The sequence below is a fragment of the Arthrobacter sp. LAPM80 genome (assembly GCF_046736435.1).
Classification (GTDB): Bacteria; Actinomycetota; Actinomycetes; order Actinomycetales; family Micrococcaceae; genus Specibacter.
In genome coordinates, this window is sequence record NZ_JBCHVD010000005.1 from 40,782 (window position 1) to 60,641 (window position 19,860).

Here is a 19,860-nt window from a genome sequence, read left to right on the forward strand (position 1 = left end):
TGAACCATCACACAAGACGTGGTGCGCCCCTGCGATGAATTATGTCTTTGGATTCGGGTTTCGCAGCCGAATCTGGACAGAGTCAACCGCTTGGGCAAAGGCGTCGGCGCCTGCCCAGTATTCCTGCAATGATGCAAGCGCGCCGTTCACGCCGGACTGGTCAAGTCCGGGCAAAAGGGTGATGGTGACACACAGTTCCGGTCCGGTTCCGCCGCCCATGACCAACCGTCCCTGCGGTTCTTCAATGGTGTCCCACTGGGATTGTATGCCCTGCCCGGCGCTTGCAGAAATGTCGAGAACGGCAGGGTGGCCCAAGGACGCAACGGATTCGCACAGAACTTTTTCAACGGCGGGATCGGCGTAACTGGGAACCCAGTCCTGCTGCTGGGCAAGCGCCCACATTGCGGGCCTGCGAACAACAAACGGCCGCCGCGAACCTGGATCGACCACCATGAGCTGGGCTTCCTCGGCCACTGCTGACAACGCGGCCCGAGCCGCATAGACAGCCACGGGGCGGGCTTCAGGATGCCACCGCGTAAGTGCCTCGGCATGGGAAAACGCCGGCAGTGCCCGGCGCCCGTCGGGACCCTGCAGGGTCACCAACGCCATGTCGGACTCCTTGTCCGAGACCAGTCCGTTCTCCCCGACGGTCTGCTGCGCCAGCTGCGCCACAATGGGAATGAAAACCCGGGCTGTGGCCAGGGCAGCAACAACCTGCGCCTCCGTCCCGGCGCCCGAGGCAAGCCCCGCCAGGGCAGCGGCATAACCGGCATCCATGGCGCCGTCGTCCGTGTCGAAGTTGTGGTACTTCTCATCCCCGGGCAAATGACGGCCCGTCCAGGGCTGCCCGGCGGAGTCGGTGGGTCCACCGGCCCCCGCCAGTGCGGCGGCAATGTGACCGGGCAGCGCTTTCTTGGGCATTTCGGTCATGGTTTAGCGGCGGCCTGCAACGTCGAGTGCCTGCGGGAGCGTGAACTGGCCGGAGTACAGGGCCTTGCCGATGATGGCACCTTCAACGCCCTCGCCGACAAGCTCGCGCAACACGCGGAGGTCTTCCAGGCTGGAAATGCCACCCGAGGCCACTACGGGCTTTGACGTGCGGGTGCACATTTCACGCAGCAGTTCCACGTTCGGCCCGCGCAGGGTACCGTCCTTGGTGACGTCGGTGACGACGTATCGGGCGCAGCCGGCATCCTCCAGGCGGGCCAGGACTTCCCAGATGTCGCCGCCTTCCTTGGTCCAGCCGCGGCCGGCCAGGGTGGTGCCGCGCACGTCAAGCCCGACGGCGATCTGCTCCCCAAAGCGGTCAATGACCTTGGCGGTCCATTCCGGGTTTTCCAATGCGGCGGTGCCAAGGTTCACGCGGCCAATGCCAAGTTCCAGCGCGCCTTCCAAGGAGGCGTCGTCACGGATGCCGCCGGAGAGTTCCACCTTGATGTCCAGCGCTGCCACCATTTCCTGGAGCAGGTGCTTGTTGGATCCGCGGCCAAAGGCGGCGTCGAGGTCAACCAGGTGGACCCACTCGGCGCCGTCGTTCTGCCAGTTCATGGCAGCCTCAAGCGGCGAACCGTATCCGGTTTCAGAGCCGGCCTCGCCCTGCACCAGGCGCACTGCCTGGCCGTCCACGATGTCGACGGCGGGCAGCAATTCCAAAATGGGGGTGGTCATGGGGTCCTCAACGTTGTTGGTCCGGTGGATGGAAAACCGCGGCCCGGCCGCGGGTTGGTGCGTGGAGCTAAAGCGTGAACATGTAGGCGGCCACGAGCGACATGGCGGCGAGCAGCACGAAGCTGACGGGTATCCAACGGGCGGATTTCTGCTGGTAGAAGGTGTACGCCCCTCCAATGAGCAGTCCTGCAAGGCCCATCAGCAGCAATGACCACATCAGTTGGCCGTCCCGCCGTCAGGGTTGCCCGCCGGTCTGGTGAGGGAGGCCACCCAGTTGCGCAGCAGACGTGCGCCCGCATCACCGGATTTTTCCGGGTGAAATTGGGTTGCGCACAGGGGTCCGTTTTCCACGGCGGCAATGAACGGGGCCCCGTGTTCGGACCAGGTCACCATGGGCGGGCGCATCTTTGGCTGGAGCACTTCAAAGTCCCACTTTTGCACGCCGTAGGAATGGACAAAGTAAAAGCGCTCGTCTTCCACGCCCTCGAACAACATGGAGCCTTCGGGTGCCTTGACGGTGTTCCAGCCCATGTGGGGGACGACGTCGGCGGGCAGCAGCTCTACGGTTCCGGGCCACTCCCCCATGCCTTCCTCCTGCATGCCGTGTTCAACACCGGCGTCAAAGAGCACCTGCATGCCGACGCAAATGCCCAGCACCGCACGGCCGCCGGCAACGCGCCGCCCGATCATCCGCAAGGCGTCGACGCTTTTCAGTTCGGCCATGACCGAGCCAAAGGCGCCCACGCCGGGAACCACCAGACCGTCGGCGTTCAGGACGTCATCCGGTGCGGCGCTCAGGGTTACCGTTGCGCCGGCACGCTCCAGGGCGCGCACGGCGGAGCGCACATTGCCCGAACCGTAATCAAGGACGGTGACTGTGGGTTGCCTTGCTGCTGGCTGATCGGCGTCGAAACTCACAAAAGGCCCTTCGTGGAGGGGATTCCCGTAACGCGGGGATCGGGTTCGACGGCAGAGCGCAGGGCACGGGCGAAGGCCTTGAACTGCGCTTCGACGATGTGGTGCGGGTCCCGGCCACCGATGACGGTCATGTGCAGGCAGATTTGGGCATGCAGGGTGATTGCCTCGAAGATGTGGCGGGTCAGCGAGCCTGTGAAGTGGCCGCCGATCAGGTGGTATTCCTGGCCTGCAGGCTCACCGCTGTGAACGAGGTAGGGCCGGCCTGACACGTCAACAACGGCATTCGCGAGGGCCTCGTCCAACGGCACAGTCGCCTCGCCGAAGCGGCGGATCCCCGCCTTGTTGCCCAGCGCAACCTTGAGGACCTCACCCAGGGAGATGGCAACATCTTCCACCGTGTGGTGCGCGTCGATGTGGGTGTCGCCCGTGGCCTTGATGTTCATGTCGATCAGCGAGTGCTTGGACAAGGCCGTCAGCATGTGGTCATAGAACGGCACAGACGTGTCGATGTTCGACACTCCCGTGCCGTCGAGGTTGATCTCAACCATGACGCTTGATTCGCTCGTGGCCCGCTCCAAACGGGCAGTACGGCCCTGGGCCGGAAGTGTCTCAGTCATTGCAGCAGTCCTTCGGTTTGTGAACACCACTTGCCATGCACCGGGCAGGGGTGGGCGCGCGAACGGTACTAAGTATTTACACCAGTTTAGAAGAGAGTGCCGGGTAATGCCCAAACGGCCGGCGCCGCACCCAGGGCACGACGCCGATTCAAGACGTTCGTCCTAGCCCGCAAGGATGGTGCGCAGCCCGTTCAGGAACGCGCTGGTTTCAGCCTCGGTGCCCGCGGTGACCCGCAGGTGCCCGGGGATGCCGACGTCGCGGATCAGGACGCCGTCGGCCAACAGGGCTTCCCATACCTTGTGAGGATTTTCGAGCCCGCCAAAGAACACGAAGTTCGAGTCGGATGGCGCGGGGGTCAGGCCAAGCTCAGTCAGTTCGGTGACGATGCGGTCGCGCTGGACCTTGATGGCTTCAACATTGGCCAGCAGGGACGTCGAATTCCGCAGGGCTGCGACGGCGGTTGCCTGCGTGATGGCCGAGAGGTGGTACGGCAGCCGGACAAGACGCAGGGCATCGGCGACTTCAGGTGCGCCAGCGAGGTAGCCCAGGCGCGCGCCGGCGAGGGCGAAGGCCTTGCTCATGGTGCGTGAGACCACGAGGCGGGGGCGTCCGGCGAGCAGGCCGAGCGCACTGGCGGTGCCTGCGTGGGAGAACTCCGCATAGGCCTCGTCAACAATGACGATGGCCTGCGACGCCTCACCGGCCTCATACACCGCCTCGACGACGTCAAGGCCAAGGGCTGTGCCTGTGGGGTTGTTGGGTGAGCACAGGATGACGATGTTAGGCGCGTGCTGGCGGACCTGCTCGGCGGCCGACTCCGCAGAAAGGCTGTAGTCCTGCGCACGCACTCCGGCAATGTAGCCGGTTCCGGTGCCACTGGCCAGCAGCGGGTACATGGAGTAGGTGGGAGGGAAGCCCATGGCCGTACGGCCAGGCCCGCCAAAGGCCTGGAGCAACTGCTGCAGGACCTCATTTGAGCCGTTGGCGGCCCAGAGGTTTTCTTCACCGAGCCCGTGGCCCAGGTAGGCGGCCAGTTCCTGGCGTAATACCGTAAATTCCCGATCCGGGTAGCGGTTAAGGCCATCGAGTTCGGCTGCGACGGCGTTGAGGATGGCTTCCTTCGCGTCTGCGGGAACGCCAAAAGTATTTTCATTGACGTTCAAAAGTACCGGAACATCCAACTGGGGGGCACCGTAGGGGTGAAGGCCGCGCAGATCGTCACGGAGCGGCAATTGACCTAGGCGTTCAAACTGATCCATGATCCAAGCTTATTTGCAGGGGCCGCGAAAGATCGAACCGGCGACAGCATGCGGACACATTGCCCGGCCCAGCTACCGGGGAATGGGAACGAACAGGCGCTGGCCGGCCTGAATGGCTCCGTTGTCCAGTTCGTTGAGGGCGACAATCTCACCCATGACCTCGCGGGTGTCGCGGCTGGGGTTGGACTCGGCGGCGATGGTCCACAGGCTCTGCCCCTGCAGCACCGTCACCGACATGGCGTAGTCGGCCATGTCAACGGGGGCGTACTGGACAGCTGCATGGGCAGGGGCAGCCACCGACCCGAGCACGATGGCCAGGGCTGCAAACACGACAACGACGGCCATGATGATGGCGGGGATGCCCAGGAACACCAGGCGGCCCCGGCGCGTCAGCTGCTGCCGTCCGCCGCCGGGGCAGTCCACGCCGGGGCGGAAGAGCCCAAACCAGGTGGTGCCTGGGCGGACGGCTTCGGCCGGCGTGTCGGCCGGGGCCTCGGCACCGGCCAGCCGAAGGTTTCCGCGGGTGCTGCCAAGGGTTGCTGCGGAGATAACCATTGCATTCATGACTTCTGGTCCTTTCGCCGTGGAGCCGGATCCCTGGCCACAAACATCCAATGGATCAAATTTCCACACGATACATATTCGATAGAACGTATGTTCTATTTTTCTACTAGTACAGTTTTAGCATCTATGGACGACACTTGCCAAGGGCAAATAGAACAAATGTTTGATATTGCCCCTGACGTGGCTTAAACTTGCGGTACAAGGATGGGCCGTTAGATGCAGTCCACCAGCAGGCACTGACATTCTTCAGGGCAGCCACGAAAGGACACGGAACCATGACACTTCCAGAACCGCCGCATCGCATCCCCCAGGCACCCAGCCGCGCCGGAATGAAGGGATTGACGGTCCGCCAGAAGAAGATTCTCGAATGCATCCAGCGCTCGATCGCCGACAAGGGATACCCGCCCTCCATGCGCGAAATCGGCGACACCGTGGGACTGGCCAGCCTCTCAAGCGTCACGCACCAGCTGACCCAACTCGAACGGCACGGCTACCTGCGCCGCGACCCCAAGCGCCCCCGCGCCATGGAAGTCCTGATTCCCTTGGTGCTTGACAATGGTCAGGTGGAAATTGACGGGGTCAACTCCCCCGCATCCCTGCGCAGCTCAAACGGCCTGAACTTTGCCGAACTAAGCAGTTCCTCCGACACCGCATTCGTCCCGCTCGTTGGCCGCATTGCGGCCGGCGGCCCCATCCTTGCGGACCAGTCGGTGGATGACATCATGCCGCTGCCGCGCCAAATTGTGGGCAGCGGGGAACTGTTCATGCTCAAGGTCCAGGGCGATTCCATGATCGACGCCGCCATATGCGACGGGGACTGGGTTGTCATCCGCCAGCAAAACACCGCCAACAACGGCGAGATTGTCGCGGCCCTGCTCGACGACGAGGCCACGGTGAAGACGTTCCGCCAGCGCGACGGGCATACGTGGCTGCTGCCGCAAAACACCCGCTACGAGCCGATCCTTGGCGACCACGCCACTATCATGGGCAAGGTCGTTTCGGTCCTGCGCAGCCTTTAGTGCAGCGCAGCCTTTAGGCCCGGCACCTCCGGCCACCAGCCTGAAGAGCAGTGAAGCGCCCCGTCCACGTGTGGACGGGGCGCTTCACTGCTTGGTTTCACTTTTTGTGTGCGCGGTATCGTTTCGCGAACATGCTCCGGCACGGAAGTGTCGGCTACTTGCCCGACAGCCTCGTCAGCGCCGAGAGGGCCACTGCCCTGTCCTTGGTGGCCCAGAACGGCGGCAGGGCCGCACGCAGGAAGCCGCCGTAGCTGGCATTGGCCAGCCGGGAGTCAAGGACGGCCACGACGCCGCGGTCCCCGCTTGAGCGGATGAGGCGTCCAACTCCCTGGGCGAGGCGGACGGCCGCATGGGTCGCCGATATGGCAATGAATCCGTCACCGCCATTTTGTGCCACGGCGCGGGCCCTAGCCGTGACGAGTGGATCGTCGGGGCGCGGGAAGGGAATCCTGTCAATGACGACAAGCCGGCACGAAGCCCCCTGGACGTCAACGCCCTGCCACAGGGACATGGTGCCAAAAAGGCAGGTGTCGGTTTCATCCGCGAACTGCTTGATCAGCCCTGACATTGAGGAGTCGCCCTGGCAAAGGATCTTCACCTTGAGCCTCTTGCGCAGCTTTTCGGCCGCGTCCTCAGCCGCCCTGCGCGAGGAGAACAAGGCCAAGGTGCCGCCTCCGGCCGCCATAATCAGATCGGCCAATTCATCCAGCTGTTCCGGGGAAGTGCCGAAGCCTGGCTTCTTCAGGTGGGCTGCCACATACAGCATGCCCTGCTTCGGATAGTCGAACGGGGAGCCGACGTCGGCACCTGTCCAATTCGGCGCGCTGGGACCCAAAAGCCCCAGGCCTGCGGCCGTGGCCTGGAATGAATCCCCGATGGCAAGGGTGGCCGATGTCAGGACCACGGTGCGGTCTGTGAACAAGCCCTCCCGCAGTTTCATGGCCACGCTCAGGGGAGCAATGCTCAGTACTGCCGGTTCGCTCTCGTCAGCCTTCTGGTAGCCCTTGCCCGGGGCAAAAGTTCCGGGGCGCGATGCCCACACCACTTCGCGGGCATCGTTGGCTGCCAGCAGCCGTTCACACAGGTCAAAGATCAGGTTCAACCGTGACCTGGCAATGGAACGCCCGCCGTCGGCGGCGGCATTGCCCTCAGGCTTGGAATCCGATAGTGCCGCCCGCACGGCGTCTCGCACCTGCTCCACGGCCTGGCTTTGGGCTTCGTTGAGTCCGCTGGGCAGCAGCCCCTCGGGAATCCCGGCAAGGACCATGTCAAGGCCAGTGGCACTTGCGTGCAGCGCGTCGACCGAAACAGCCGTGTGTTTGCGGGTGCTGGAGGCAGCCGCCTGGATCATCTGTACCGACAACTGGCCCGTGACGGCACCTGTCACCCGGTCCTGGAGCTCGTGGGCCTCATCGACAACCACAACGTCGTATTCGGGCAGCACAGCGATGCCTTCAAAAGCGCTGATGGCGAGCATGGCGTGGTTTGTCACCACGATGTCAGCCTCGGCACCCCGGGCACGGGCCAATTCCGAGAAGCACTCGGTGGCCAGCGGGCACTTTTGTGCACCTAGGCACTCCATGGACGTGACCGAAACCTGGCGCCAGGCCTTGTCGGTGACTCCGGGGACAAGTTCGTCCCTGTCCCCGGTTTCGGTGTCCTGGGCCCATTCGCGCAGACGGATAACTTCCTTGCCCAGCACGGACGTGGGTCCGGTGCTCGCGCCTGGCAGGTGCGCGACGCTCGTGTCTTCGCCGAGGCTGAACAAGGCCCCTTCGCCGGTGTCCTCGGTGGGGAATCCACCGCCGAGCTTTTGCTTGCACACATAGTTGCTGCGCCCCTTGACGAGGGCGACCTCGATGGGGCGCGGCAGAACAGGCTCCAGGGCCGCCAGCAGCCTGGGTACGTCCCGGCCCACGATTTGGGCCTGCAGGGCCAGTGTTGCAGTGGCCACAACAGCAGGTTTGTCGCTCGTGAGGGCGTTGACGATCAGCGGCACCAGGTAGGCGAGGGATTTTCCGGTGCCCGTTCCGGCCTGCACCAACAGGTGGTCGCCGCTTTCTATGGCATCAACAACCCGTTTGACCATTTCATGCTGTCCGTCGCGACGCTGCCCGCCCATTGCTTCAACGGCCCTGTCCAAAAGCTCCAGGGCCTGGTGGGAAAAATCACTCTCAGGCATGCTGGACAAACGGCCCAACCTCGGCTGCCAGGTCCTCACGGACCCTGACGTTCACCAGCGTGCCGAGCTCGCCGTGTTCGAGGCTGACGATCTCCGCGTCGCTGCGGTGCAGCTTGTTCAGGATGTCGCCGCGGTCATAGGGAATCAGCAACGTCAGGTTGACGCTGGGGTGCGGAATTGCCTCGGCGATGGCCTCGAGCAGTTCCTCGATGCCCTGCCCCGAGCGCGCGGAAACCACGACCGTGCGTGCCTCGTGCTGGCGCAGCCGTTCAATGACGAAGGGGTCGGCAATGTCGGCCTTGTTCAAGATGATGATCTCGGGGATCTGCAGCGCCCCAACCTCGGCGAACACCGAACGGACGGCCGAAATTTGGCCCTCCGGGTCGGGGTGCGAGGCGTCGACGATGTGCAGGATCAAATCGGCGTCGGCCACTTCCTCCAGCGTTGACCTAAAAGCCTCCACCAGCTGGGTCGGCAGTGCCCGCACGAAGCCGACGGTGTCGACAAGGGTGTAGCCCAGACCCTCCGATGTTTCGGTTTTCCGCACAGTGGGGTCCAGCGTGGCAAACAGCGCGTTTTCAACGAGCACCCCGGCGTCCGTCAGGCGGTTCAGCAGCGAGGACTTGCCGGCATTCGTGTACCCGGCAATGGCCACCGAGGGCACGCTGTTGCGCTTGCGGTTGGCCCGCTTGGTTTCCCTGGCGGGGCGCATGGCGGCAATTTCACGGCGCAGCTTTGCCATCCGCGTACGGATCTTCCGGCGGTCAAGCTCCATCTTCGTTTCACCCGGGCCACGGGATCCGATGCCGCCGCCGGCTGCACCGACACGGCCACCTGCCTGGCGGGACATGGACTCGCCCCAGCCACGCAGGCGCGGCAGGAGGTATTCCATTTGGGCCAGCTCAACCTGGGCCCGGCCTTCACGCGACTGCGCGTGCTGGGCGAAGATGTCAAGAATCAGGGCCGTGCGGTCAATGACCTTGACCTTGACGACTTCTTCAAGGGTGCGTCGCTGGGACGGGGCTAGGTCACCGTCAATGATGACAGTGTCAGCACCTGTTGCATGCACAATTTCCTTCAGTTCCTGGGCCTTGCCCTGGCCCAGGTACGTTGCAGGGTCCGGCTTGGCACGGCGCTGGACGAGTCCGTCCAAAACCTCCGAGCCTGCTGTTTCTGCCAGTGCCGCCAGTTCCCGGAGGGAGTTTTCGGCGTCGGTCATGGTCCCCTTGGACCACAGTCCGGCCAGGACAACCCGTTCCAGGCGCAGCTGGCGGTATTCAACCTCGGTGACGTCCTCGAGCTCGGTGGACAGGCTTGCCTGGCGGCGCAGTGCGTTGCGGTCGGCCAATTCACTCTGGTCACCGTCAAAGCGGCTGTGCTGGAACTTCAAGGAGGAGACGGCCTGCGCCTGCCCGGCCAGTGGCCGGGTGGTGGGCGCGCCCTCAAAGGGGTCCTGCGCCTCAATGTCAGCGTCCTCGCGCACAGCCCGGCCGGCAGCCGCATCCTTGGCCAGGATCCGCTCGATCACGGCCTCGATTTCGGCGACGGACAGGTCCGTGTCAGCAGCTCCAGTGCCGTGGGGGGTTGTTCCGTCACCGCTGTTGCGAGGCAGCGGGTTGTCGTCGGAACCGTTGTGTGCAGATGCGTTGGACATGTTCTCCTTATATAGGCGCTTACCTCAATCGTAGTCCGCCCCACCGACGCGCACACCTTTGCCGCCCACCGCGTGTGGATAAACTCACGCCCGTGTCGGCGTCCCGGTAGGCGCGCCTAGATTCCCAACGGGCGAAAACCACACTAATCTGGCATGACTATGGGTACTCAGGGTGCAGAGCACTATTTCAGTTCACAACCGTCAACGCCGATGAAACGCCGGCCCCTCAGCGTGATTTTGGCCGGTGAGGTGCGCAATCTTCAAACAGCCGGCGGCATCTTCAGCCCTGATGGGCTCGACAAGGGCACAACCATCCTGCTCTCGCAGGCCCCGCCACCGGTCGCTGAAGGGAACCTGCTTGACATCGGCTGCGGCTGGGGGCCGATTGCCCTGAGCCTGGCCCTGCGCTCCCCCGAAGCCACCGTGTATGCGGTGGACGTCAACGAACGATCCATCGAGCTGACAACGGAGAACGCCAAGGCACTGGGCCTGAACAATGTCCGCGCCTCAACCCCTGACGCCGTGGACCCCGACCTTCGCTTCAACACGATCTGGTCGAACCCGCCGATCCGGGTGGGCAAGTCCGAACTGCACTCGATCCTGCTCATGTGGCTGCCCCGGCTGGCCCACAATGGCACCGCGTACCTTGTGGTCCAAAAGAATCTCGGCGCCGACTCACTGCAGCGCTGGCTCACGGCCGAGCTCAACGAACAGTTCCCGGAAGCCGGCTTCACCGTTGTCAGGGACTCCACGAACAAGGCCTTCAGGATCCTGCGCGTCACCCGCACCAAGCCCTAACCGGGGCCTGGCTGAAACTTATCAGCCAAACAACCCGTCGGCGATGACCCCTTCGGCCACCATGACGGCGGGACCGCTGAGCGCAACGTGCTCGCGCCCGTCGGGCCCGGGGAAAAATTCGACGCCCACGGTGCCGCCGGGGATCTCGACAGACCAGTCGTCAGGTGCGCCCTTGCCGGCCCGGAAACGGACTGCCGCGGCGGCCGCGCACGCGCCGGTTCCGCAGGAAAGCGTCTCCCCCACGCCACGTTCGTGGACACGCATGCTAATGTACCCGACGCCGTCTGACTCGAGGGGCTCATTGCGCACGGCAAATTCAACATTGGTCCCATGCGGGGGCAGCGGCGAGACGGCAGGTCCCGCCACCAGGGACGTTCCGGCCAGCTCGGCCATCTCCGACAGCGCAACCACTGTGTGGGGGTTGCCCATGGTGATCGACAGGGCCTCACGCGTGCCTGCAAGGCCGTCGGCGTCAACTCGTGAATCCGCGCCGCGTTCCCGGGCCTCCTGCGGGAAAATGAAATCCCAAGGGCCCATGTCCACGCGGTAGCCACCGTCAGTGCGTGAGACAACTTTCACGCCGGCCCGGGTTCCAATGGCCAGTTCCCGGCCCTGCTCCAGTTCAACGAGCCCCTGGGTGAGCAGAAAGTGCACGAAGACCCGTACACCGTTGCCGCACATTTCCGACTGCGAGCCGTCCGCATTGTTATAATCCATGAACCATTCGGCGCCTGGATGCGCTGCCAGCAACGCCGCACCCTCGGGCACATGGCGGGACCGTACGGCACGGATCAGCCCGTCGCCGCCGATGCCGCGGTGCCTGTCGCACACGGCGGCAATCTGCTGCGGCGACAGCAGGCGGTCCCCGTCGGGATCGGCCATCAGCACAAAGTCATTGCCAGTTCCGTGGCCCTTGGAAAATCGCAGGCCTGTCAGGGGTGTCGGGGCATCAGTCATGGTTCCACTTTAAGGCACAGGGAGCCTAACACGTGCGACGCCGGGCGCCAGCTACCTAGCTTCGCCGTCGTGCACCCGAGCCACCATGGCTGCTGCCGAGGCTGTCAGGGTGGGCGCTGACCAATCGAGCCACTGCACGCGCGGGTCGGCACGGAACCAGGTGATCTGGCGGCGGGCAAACTGGCGCGTTGCCGTAATGGTTTCCTCGCTTGCCCGGGCCACGGTGGAGGCGCCGTCAATAACACGCAGGAACTGCTGGTAACCCAGAGCCTTCTGCGCCGTCCTGCCCTCACGCAGGCCCTGCGGAATGAGCCGCTCCACTTCCTCCTGCAGGCCGCCTTCGACCATCGTGTGGACGCGGGCGGCCAGCCTCTGGTGGAGTTCGGCGCGGTCGCCGTTGAGGCCGATCTGCACCGTGGGGCTGACGTACTCGCGCGCGGGCATGAAGGAGCTGAAGGGCCGGCCCGTAAGCTCAAACACCTCAAGGGCACGGACCACCCGCTTTCCGTCGCCGATGCGGGCCGCCGACACCGGATCCACCAACAAAAGCCTGGCGGCCAGCGCTGCCAGCCCTCCGGCGTCGAGCTCGGCTTCAAGGCGGGCGCGCACCGCGGCATCGGTGCCGGGAAATTCCAGCACGTCGACGGCGGCGCGCACGTACAGCCCGGATCCGCCGACCACGATGGGCAGCTTTCCGCGTGATCGAATGTCGGCAATGGCATCCCTGGCCATGGTCTGGAATGCCGCAACAGTGGTGTCCTCGCGGACGTTAAGGAAGTCCATCAAATGGTGGGCGATGCCACGCCGTTCGGCCATCGGCAGCTTGGCCGTGCCGATGTCCATGCCCCGGTAGAACTGCATGGAATCGGCGTTGATGGCCTCACCGCCGAAGCGTTCGGCGAGCTGCAGTGCGAGCTCCGACTTCCCTGATCCGGTGGGGCCGACGACGGCGACCAGCGGCAGGGCTGCTGCGGGCAGGCTCACGCTGTGCGGATGGGCAGTGACGGCATGCCGAGGCTGACCTTAGGCCGTGCGCCGTCGGACGTGGCTGTGGCGGGGACTCCGCAGGAATCGGCCTGGGCCAGGTCCCAGGCATCGCCTGCACGTGACCGGCGCAGCGTGTAGTCGGCTGCCGTCGCGGGATCGGCCACGAGGTGGAAGGACGCAGAACCTGTGATGGTCAGTGTGACAAGGTCGCCGGGCCGGGGCTCTTGTGCACCGTCGGGAACGCTGAAGTGGACCAGGCGCTGGTCGCGGGTCCGCCCCGAGCGCCTGTTGGTCTGTGCTGCCTTGCGCCCCGAGGATGCAGTGACCATGACCTCGACCTCGCGGCCGATCTGCGCGGCATTTTCCTCGGCGGAAATCCTGTCCTGCAGGGCTGTCAGCCGCAGGAAGCGTTCCTGCACCACTTCCTTGGGCAGCTGGTCGGGCAACTCCGCGGCCGGTGTGCCGGGGCGCTTGGAGTATTGGTAGGTGAAGGCCGTGGCAAAGCGTGACTTCTGGACCACATCAAGGGTCGCCTGGAAGTCCTCCTCGGTCTCGCCGGGGAAGCCAACAATGATGTCAGTGGAGAACGATGCATGGGGCATCCTTTCCCGCACCTTCTCCAGAATGCCGAGGAACTTCGTCGACCGGTAGGAACGGCGCATGTCCTTGAGGATCTTATCGGAGCCCGATTGCAGGGGCATGTGCAGCTGCGGCATGACGTTGGGCGTTTCGGCCATGGCGTCAATGACGTCATCGGTGAAGGCCGCCGGGTGTGGGCTGGTGAACCGGAGCCGTTCCAGCCCCTGAATCTTCCCGCAGGCGCGCAACAGCTTGCCAAAGGCCAGCCTGTCCCCAAATTCGACGCCGTAGGAGTTGACGTTTTGGCCCAGCAGCGTGATCTCGATGGCGCCGTCGTCAACAAGGGCCTGGATTTCTGCGAGGATTTCACCGGGGCGCCTGTCCCGTTCCTTGCCGCGCAGGGACGGAACGATGCAGAACGTGCAGGTGTTGTTGCAGCCGACGGAGATGCTGACCCAGCCCGAGTACACGGAGTCGCGCCGGGTGGGCAGGGTGGAGGGGAAGACCTCAAGGGACTCCAGGATTTCCATCTCGGCTTCGGCATTGTGGCGGGCCCGTTCAAGCAGTACGGGCAGCGCGCCAACATTGTGCGTGCCGAACACGACGTCAACCCAGGGTGCGCGCTTCTGGATGGTGTCGCGGTCCTTCTGGGCCAGACAGCCGCCCACGGCGATTTGCATGCCGGGGTTGGATTCCTTGATGTGGGCCAGCATGCCAAGGTTTCCGTACAGCTTGTTGTCGGCGTTTTCGCGCACTGCACAGGTGTTGAAGACGACGACGTCGGGAACGGCTTCACCGTTTGCGTCCAGGATTCGTGCGGGGCCGGCTTCCTCGACGGCCACCAGCCCGGCGGTCTCCAAGAGACCGGCCATGCGCTCGGAGTCATGCACGTTCATCTGGCAACCATAAGTGCGCACCTGATAGGTGCGGACACCGCCGGCTGGCGCTGCCACTGTCTCGACGCTGGTTGGCATGGTTGTGGTCGCGGAAGAATCAACGCTGTTCTGGGTCAGGCTCACCCCACCAGCTTAAGACCTCTGCCGTGTATCGGCTAAACAGGAGCCGGCTGGCGTTGCGCAACGGATTTACCGCCCTGTGGGCGGGCCGATCCGGCTCCCGGGCCGGGCCGATCAGTACCAGCCGACGGCTTCCGAGTGCGCCCAGGCACCGCAGGGCGAGCCGTAACGGCCCGTGATGTAGCCGAGCCCCCAATTGACCTGTGTTCTGTAGTTGGTCAGCCAGTCGGGGCCCTCCTCGCCATACTTGCTCGCTGGCAGCGACTGGGCAATGCCGTAGGCCCCGCTGTAGGGGTTTGTCGCATTGGTGCGCCAGTTGGATTCGCGCTCCCACAAGAGGTTCAGGCACCTGAATTCACTTTGCGGCCACCCATAGGCCGCCAGCCGTCCTGCAGCGTACGCCTTTGCACCGGCGGGGTCATTGACGGCTCCGCCGGGAATGCCGGGGTCCAGTGCCCCTACCGGACCGGAGCCACCGGGCTCCGTCACCGCCGGCGGGGGTTTGACGGGACCGGGGTTGGGAGCCGGGTTCGGCATGGCGGGCAGGGGCGCCGGGGGCTTCGCACGTTCCTCCGCGGCACGCCGGGCTGCCTCCTCAGCAGCCTGGCGCTCGGCGGCCTGCCGCTTGGCAGCCTGGACCTGTTCGTAGACGGCCAAGGCGGTCTGCCCCTGGCGGAATTCGTGCTCCTTGGCTGCCGTGGTGTTATTCAGGGAGGCCAGCTGCGCCACGAGCGTTTCGTTTTGCGACTTCTTGGCCTTGAGCTGTTCGGCCACGGCGGTCTGCGCCGCGATGGCTGCATCACGGGCATGTGCGGCCTGTGCACTCAGCTCCTGCTGGGCGGTTTCGGCCGCTTTCCGGGTCTTTTCAAGTGCTGCGGCTGCGCTCTGTGACTCCCTTGCCTGGGACTGCTTCACGGCGGCACGCTCACCCACCCTGTGGAGCAATTCCACGCCGTTGAGGCTTTCGGGTGAGTCCAGTGCCGAGATGGTGGCGAAAAGGCCAAGTCCGGTCCCACCGCTCTTATAGCTTTGCACGGCTACGGCAACGGCTGCCTTCTTGTACTTCCCGGCCTCGTCGGCGGCGCGCTTTGCCTGGGCGCCAAGGACATCAACCTCGGCCGTGGCGACGTCAAGCTTGTGCTGCGTCTGCGCAAAGTCGCCCCCGGCAGTGACTGCTGCCATGCCAAGGACGCCGGCTTCCTGCTCCAGGGAGTCAAGCAGGGATGAGATCTTCTGGACTTCCACGGCCGTGGCTGCGGCATCACCCTTGGCCGCCTCGACGTCCGACCAGCTGGGGAAACCTGTTGGCGGGCCGTCGTCGGCCTGGGCAGGCAAGCCGGTGAGGGTTGCTGCCAGCATGAATCCGGCCGTCACGGCGACGGCCAGGCAGCGGGGAAGTATTGAAGGGTGCGTACTCATATGCCGCTAGCATAGCCGCTCAACGGTCCCGGCTGCGCTTACGTGCGCCCACCGGCACGTTGCCACACCACTAGTCCGCGGACAGGTGTTCGTCGATGACCTCGCCTACAACATGGTAGGCCATGGAGGGGTTGAAACCCTTCCGGGCCAGCATGGCCACCCAGCGGCGGGTGTATTTGTCCCGTTCGCTGCGCTCGCCCAGGTCGATGGAACCACGAAGCTTGCGTTGGACCAATTCCCGGGCCTGCTGCAGTTCGGTGTCGTCGTCGATTTGCTCCAGGGCATCCTGGGCAAGTTCCGGATCGATTCCCTTTTCCGCCAATTCGCGCCGCAAAGCCCCGCGTGCCAGATGCTTGTGCAGTGACCTGCTGCGCACCCACAGGGTGGCGAATTCGGCGTCGTCAATCAGCTTCACGGCTTCAAAGCGGTCCAGCACGGCCTCCGCCACATCCACGGGGATGTTCCGCTCGGCCAGCTTTTGGCCCAGTTGGAAGCGACTCTTGGGCGAGTGCGTCAGCTGTTGCAGCACGATGGCCCGGGCCACCGAGGCCGGATTGGCCTCGGGGTCCAGTTCCGGTGCCGGGCGTGCCGTGTTCATGGTTGCCCCTAGAAGCCGTCGACTGCCTTGAGCTTGGGAGCAGCCTCAACCTGGGTTTCGGCAGTGATGCCCACACCCAGCTTGGCCTTGATCAAGCGCTCCAGCTCGTCTGCAAGTTCCGGGTTGTCCTTCAGGAACCGGCGGGAGTTCTCCATGCCCTGTCCCAGCTGGTCGCCGTCGTAGGTGTACCAGGAACCGGACTTGCGGATGATGCCGTGCTCAACACCCATGTCAATGATTCCGCCTTCACGGGAAATGCCAACGCCATAGATGATGTCGAATTCGGCGATCTTGAAGGGCGGTGCCATCTTGTTCTTGACAACCTTGGCCTTGGTACGGTTGCCGACGGCGTCCGCGCCTTCCTTCAAGGTCTGGATGCGGCGAACGTCGATGCGGATGGAGGCGTAGAACTTCAGCGCCTTGCCACCGGTGGTGGTCTCCGGGCTGCCGAAGAAGACACCGATCTTTTCACGCAGCTGGTTGATGAAAATGGCCGTTGTCTTTGTCTGGCTCAGGCGGCCCGTGATCTTGCGCAGGGCCTGGCTCATCAAACGGGCCTGCAAACCCACATGGCTATCTCCCATGTCGCCTTCGATTTCAGCGCGGGGCACCAACGCTGCAACGGAGTCAATGACAATGACGTCCAAGGAACCCGAACCGATCAGCATGTCCATGATCTCCAGCGCCTGCTCGCCGGTGTCCGGCTGGGAGACAAGCAGCGCGTCTGTGTCAACACCGAGCTTGGCGGCATAATCCGGATCAAGGGCGTGCTCGGCGTCAATGAAAGCCGCAAGGCCGCCAAGTTTCTGTGCGCTGGCAACAGCATGCAGGGCCAAGGTGGTCTTACCGGAAGATTCCGGCCCATAGATCTCAACGACACGCCCGCGGGGCAGGCCACCAATGCCCAGGGCCACATCCAAGGCAATGGACCCGGTGGGGATCACTTCGATGGGTGCACGGACGTCATCACCCAAGCGCATGACTGAGCCCTTGCCAAATTGCTTGTCAATCTGGGCCAATGCTGCTGCCAGCGCTTTGTCACGGTCTGCGGAAGCGGCCATGATTCACCTCGGTCTTTCCTTTGCGCCGTTTCCGGCCCCGTGCCACTGCGCGGTTGGCGCAGCACACGGTTAGTGGTCTTTTGCAATGCACATGCAACTTTTTTTACTTCATCACCGGTTTCCCGGTGTCCGCCGGCGGAACTGATCCGCAGGTTTGTCCCTCTACCTAAAACGCTAGTTCAAGGGTGTGACATTGTCTGCGGCTTCCACGCCCCACCCACGGAAATTGTGGACAACTTTTCAGTGTGCCCACGGCGCAGCACCCATTAAACACATTATAGCGTTGATCGAATAGATATTCGAACACTTCTTTGGCGCAGTTCAGCGTGTCGCACCGGGGCCGCCGGGCAGGCGCTGCCGCTGAAACCCCGGAGTGCTCCCGAACCTCAGTTTTTGGGCGCAACGTCCCTGCCGAGCCATCGTGACTGGGGCACATCCTGGACCTTGCACACCTCAATCCAGATTTCCTTGGGATCGAATCCGGCGCGCAGGGCGTCGCTGGCGGTATTGCCGCCTACGCCGCCAAGGACCAAATCGCGGGCCAGGACCCGGGAATAGGAGGGGCTGAATTCGTCATCCATCAATCGCCAAAATTCGCTTACTCGCACTCCCCCATTCTCGCATGCCCGCGCCCCGGGCAGGCGCCATGAACCTGCAGCTGACCGGCAGTGTGCACCCCGATCTGGAGCCGGCAGGAAACGTTCCAGGAACGCCTGCCGTCATGGAACCTCGAGGAACTGAGGTCCCTGACGACGTGTCGGCGCGTGGCACCAAAAAAAGCTGGACCCCGCCCGAAGGCGGGATCCAGCTTAGCTTTAGGGGCTGCACCGTGCGGGACAACCGGGTTTAGAAAGCGTTGGACATCAAGCCCTTGCTCAACTCGTCGGAGAGTTCCTGGTTCAGGTCACGGCCATAACGGGCCGAAAATTCCTGCGGAACAGTGTCCGGGACAGCCACGCCTTCAGCAATGGCCAAACGATCACTCACTTCGCGGAGCATGAGTGACAGGGGCACTTCCAATGCGGCACAAATGGACGCCAACAGCTCAGAAGACGCTTCCTTCTGTCCGCGCTCCACCTCGCTCAAATAGCCCAGTGAGACGCGCGCATTGTGTGAGACTTCGCGGAGTGTGCGGCCCTGACGTTGACGAACATCGCGCAGAACATCACCAATCTCGTGGCGTAACACCACCATTTTGCGCTCCTTCTGCTGATGCGGTTTGTCAACTGCCAAACCCACATCCCGCCAGCGCACTACGCCGTTTACGGATACGGGTTGTTTCACCATCGGTATCGCCTTGCTCCTTGTTCAATCACTGTGGTCGATTCAATCACTTCGATCCATTCGGTTGCGCCTGCCGGAAACTCCGTCATGGCGCCTTGCCCGCTTGGTGTTCTTATCCTAAAGGGGATGTAAGCACTTTGCGTTCACTATGACCAACTATCTAGTCACAACTTTTGTTCCCCGGCAGCTTTAATTACTTGTTCGAGCAGTGAAATAGCCTCCTGGGTGGCCTGCACCCGGATCATTTCCCTGTCACCGGCAAAGTGGTATTCATAGGATTGAACCTCCCCGTCGAACGCCACACCAATGAACACATCCCCCACATCCTTGCCCTGGTGCGGCTCGGGCCCGGCGACTCCCGTCGTCGAAATTCCCACCCGGGCACCCGTCGCGGCGCATGCCCCGAGCGCCATGGCGCAGGCGACGTCGGGGTCAACGGCACCGCGGTACTCCAGCAATGGCGCGGAAACTCCCAGTAGCGCCGCCTTCACCGAGTTCTGGTAGGCGACCACACCGCCCTGGAACATTCCCGACGCGCCTGGTACCTGGACCAGCGTGGCCGCCAGCATGCCCCCTGTCAGCGACTCGGCGGTGGCCACGGTAATGTCAGCGGCCACGGCGGCTTCCACCAGCAGGGCCAGTTGCGTCACAGTCTGCACCGGCTACACCCGCCCTGGGTTGCGCCCGGCACTGCGCAGCTGCCACGCCTTAACAATGTAGTCAACGCCCGTAACAACAGTAACGGCCAGCGCAACCAGCATGACGATCAGCGCCACAAGCGACAGCCAGGGAAGGGCCGGCGTCACCGGCAGCAGGTACACAAAAATGGCTACCGTCTGCAGCACCGTCTTCAGCTTGCCGCCCTTTGACGCGGCCATCACGCCGTAGCGGATCACCACAAAGCGAAGCAGGGTGATGCCGATTTCGCGGACGAGCATGACAATGGTGACCCACCACCACAACTCCCCCACGGCCGAAAGCAGGATCAGCGCCGATCCGATCAGCAGCTTGTCGGCGATGGGGTCCGCGATCTTGCCGAAGCTGGTGATGAGCCCGCGCGCCCGGGCGATGTCGCCGTCGAGCTTGTCCGTGTAAATGGCCACCACAAACAGGACCACGGCAATCCACCGCAGCGGCCCGTAATCGCCGCCGTCGGCCACGAAGGCCCAAATGAAGAAGGGCACCAGCACGATCCGCAAAAGCGTCAAGGCGTTGGGCAGGTTCCAATTCGAAGGGCGCGGCGCCACCGTATCACTCACAGGTCAAGGTTATCGGCAAA

The 19,860-nt window shown here is 63.7% G+C and carries 22 protein-coding genes; 3 read left to right on the top strand and 19 right to left on the bottom strand.

Going from position 1 to position 19,860, the window contains the following annotated elements; translation table 11 throughout:
* Positions 1–39: 39 nt before the first annotated feature.
* The 7 genes from AAGW05_RS07030 to AAGW05_RS07060 form a co-directional block, all read right to left on the bottom strand.
* A complete protein-coding gene (locus AAGW05_RS07030) occupies positions 40–921 on the bottom strand; it encodes an SseB family protein (protein ID WP_411803784.1) in 882 nt (293 codons plus the stop codon).
* A gap of 12 nt (positions 922–933) precedes the next feature.
* Positions 934–1,668 (bottom strand): bifunctional 1-(5-phosphoribosyl)-5-((5-phosphoribosylamino)methylideneamino)imidazole-4-carboxamide isomerase/phosphoribosylanthranilate isomerase PriA, encoded by a 735-nt coding sequence (gene priA, locus AAGW05_RS07035; RefSeq protein ID WP_411803785.1) that lies wholly within the window; start codon positions 1,666–1,668, stop codon positions 934–936.
* Between the two features lie 67 nt (positions 1,669–1,735).
* Entirely contained in the window at positions 1,736–1,885 is a 150-nt protein-coding gene (locus AAGW05_RS07040; RefSeq protein ID WP_411803786.1) for a hypothetical protein, read from the bottom strand.
* Positions 1,885–2,586 carry an imidazole glycerol phosphate synthase subunit HisH gene (gene hisH / locus AAGW05_RS07045; RefSeq protein WP_411803787.1) on the bottom strand — a complete coding sequence of 234 codons (702 nt, stop codon included), beginning with the start codon at positions 2,584–2,586 and terminating at the stop codon, positions 1,885–1,887. Before hisH ends, AAGW05_RS07040 begins: the two co-directional genes overlap by 1 nt.
* Complete coding sequence (gene hisB / locus AAGW05_RS07050; protein WP_411803788.1) at positions 2,583–3,203, bottom strand: imidazoleglycerol-phosphate dehydratase HisB; 621 nt, start codon at positions 3,201–3,203, stop codon at positions 2,583–2,585. Before hisB ends, hisH begins: the two co-directional genes overlap by 4 nt.
* A gap of 162 nt (positions 3,204–3,365) precedes the next feature.
* Positions 3,366–4,466 carry a histidinol-phosphate transaminase gene (locus AAGW05_RS07055; protein WP_411803937.1) on the bottom strand — a complete coding sequence of 367 codons (1,101 nt, stop codon included), beginning with the start codon at positions 4,464–4,466 and terminating at the stop codon, positions 3,366–3,368.
* A gap of 69 nt (positions 4,467–4,535) precedes the next feature.
* Positions 4,536–5,027 carry a LysM peptidoglycan-binding domain-containing protein gene (locus AAGW05_RS07060; protein WP_411803789.1) on the bottom strand — a complete coding sequence of 164 codons (492 nt, stop codon included), beginning with the start codon at positions 5,025–5,027 and terminating at the stop codon, positions 4,536–4,538.
* Between the two features lie 275 nt (positions 5,028–5,302).
* Here AAGW05_RS07060 and lexA point away from each other — a divergent pair, with 275 nt between their 5' ends.
* Positions 5,303–6,046, top strand: coding sequence for a transcriptional repressor LexA (gene lexA, locus AAGW05_RS07065; RefSeq protein WP_411803790.1), 744 nt, complete (start codon positions 5,303–5,305; stop codon positions 6,044–6,046).
* A gap of 154 nt (positions 6,047–6,200) precedes the next feature.
* On the opposite strand, the gene AAGW05_RS07070 is transcribed toward lexA, so the two are convergent.
* Both AAGW05_RS07070 and hflX read right to left on the bottom strand, forming a co-directional pair.
* A complete protein-coding gene (locus tag AAGW05_RS07070; RefSeq protein WP_411803791.1) occupies positions 6,201–8,228 on the bottom strand; it encodes an ATP-dependent DNA helicase in 2,028 nt (675 codons plus the stop codon).
* A complete protein-coding gene (gene hflX, locus AAGW05_RS07075) occupies positions 8,221–9,882 on the bottom strand; it encodes a GTPase HflX (RefSeq protein ID WP_411803792.1) in 1,662 nt (553 codons plus the stop codon). Before hflX ends, AAGW05_RS07070 begins: the two co-directional genes overlap by 8 nt.
* A 153-nt stretch (positions 9,883–10,035) precedes the next feature.
* On the opposite strand from hflX, the gene AAGW05_RS07080 reads away from it, so the two are divergent.
* Entirely contained in the window at positions 10,036–10,680 is a 645-nt protein-coding gene (locus AAGW05_RS07080; protein WP_411803793.1) for a class I SAM-dependent methyltransferase, read from the top strand.
* 21 nt (positions 10,681–10,701) lie between these two features.
* On the opposite strand, the gene dapF is transcribed toward AAGW05_RS07080, so the two are convergent.
* The 7 genes from dapF to AAGW05_RS07115 all read right to left on the bottom strand — a co-directional run bounded on the left by dapF (position 10,702) and on the right by AAGW05_RS07115 (position 17,905).
* On the bottom strand, positions 10,702–11,637 hold the full coding sequence (dapF, locus tag AAGW05_RS07085) for a diaminopimelate epimerase (protein WP_411803794.1): 936 nt from the start codon (positions 11,635–11,637) through the stop codon (positions 10,702–10,704).
* A gap of 51 nt (positions 11,638–11,688) precedes the next feature.
* Positions 11,689–12,615: a tRNA (adenosine(37)-N6)-dimethylallyltransferase MiaA gene (miaA, locus tag AAGW05_RS07090; RefSeq protein ID WP_411803938.1), complete on the bottom strand. Its 927-nt coding sequence runs from the start codon at positions 12,613–12,615 to the stop codon at positions 11,689–11,691.
* Between the two features lie 2 nt (positions 12,616–12,617).
* Positions 12,618–14,177, bottom strand: coding sequence for a tRNA (N6-isopentenyl adenosine(37)-C2)-methylthiotransferase MiaB (gene miaB, locus AAGW05_RS07095; RefSeq protein WP_411803939.1), 1,560 nt, complete (start codon positions 14,175–14,177; stop codon positions 12,618–12,620).
* A 156-nt stretch (positions 14,178–14,333) separates the two neighbouring features.
* Complete coding sequence (locus AAGW05_RS07100) at positions 14,334–15,638, bottom strand: coiled-coil domain-containing protein (protein WP_411803796.1); 1,305 nt, start codon at positions 15,636–15,638, stop codon at positions 14,334–14,336.
* A 70-nt stretch (positions 15,639–15,708) separates the two neighbouring features.
* The gene (locus tag AAGW05_RS07105; protein ID WP_411803797.1) at positions 15,709–16,236 is read right to left on the bottom strand and encodes a regulatory protein RecX; all 528 of its coding nucleotides are present in this window, start codon (positions 16,234–16,236) and stop codon (positions 15,709–15,711) included.
* A gap of 8 nt (positions 16,237–16,244) precedes the next feature.
* Positions 16,245–17,297: a recombinase RecA gene (gene recA, locus AAGW05_RS07110; RefSeq protein ID WP_411803798.1), complete on the bottom strand. Its 1,053-nt coding sequence runs from the start codon at positions 17,295–17,297 to the stop codon at positions 16,245–16,247.
* 386 nt (positions 17,298–17,683) lie between these two features.
* Positions 17,684–17,905: a DUF3046 domain-containing protein gene (locus tag AAGW05_RS07115; protein WP_411803799.1), complete on the bottom strand. Its 222-nt coding sequence runs from the start codon at positions 17,903–17,905 to the stop codon at positions 17,684–17,686.
* A 14-nt stretch (positions 17,906–17,919) separates the two neighbouring features.
* On the opposite strand from AAGW05_RS07115, the gene AAGW05_RS07120 reads away from it, so the two are divergent.
* Complete coding sequence (locus AAGW05_RS07120) at positions 17,920–18,147, top strand: hypothetical protein (RefSeq protein ID WP_411803800.1); 228 nt, start codon at positions 17,920–17,922, stop codon at positions 18,145–18,147.
* Here AAGW05_RS07120 and AAGW05_RS07125 read toward each other — a convergent pair.
* The 3 genes from AAGW05_RS07125 to pgsA form a co-directional block, all read right to left on the bottom strand.
* Positions 18,144–18,584, bottom strand: a complete 441-nt coding sequence (locus AAGW05_RS07125) for a helix-turn-helix domain-containing protein (protein ID WP_411803801.1) — start codon at positions 18,582–18,584, stop codon at positions 18,144–18,146. The genes AAGW05_RS07120 and AAGW05_RS07125 overlap by 4 nt on opposite strands.
* A gap of 161 nt (positions 18,585–18,745) precedes the next feature.
* On the bottom strand, positions 18,746–19,240 hold the full coding sequence (locus tag AAGW05_RS07130; protein WP_411803802.1) for a CinA family protein: 495 nt from the start codon (positions 19,238–19,240) through the stop codon (positions 18,746–18,748).
* A gap of 3 nt (positions 19,241–19,243) precedes the next feature.
* Positions 19,244–19,840 carry a CDP-diacylglycerol--glycerol-3-phosphate 3-phosphatidyltransferase gene (gene pgsA / locus AAGW05_RS07135; RefSeq protein WP_411803803.1) on the bottom strand — a complete coding sequence of 199 codons (597 nt, stop codon included), beginning with the start codon at positions 19,838–19,840 and terminating at the stop codon, positions 19,244–19,246.
* Positions 19,841–19,860: the final 20 nt, after the last annotated feature.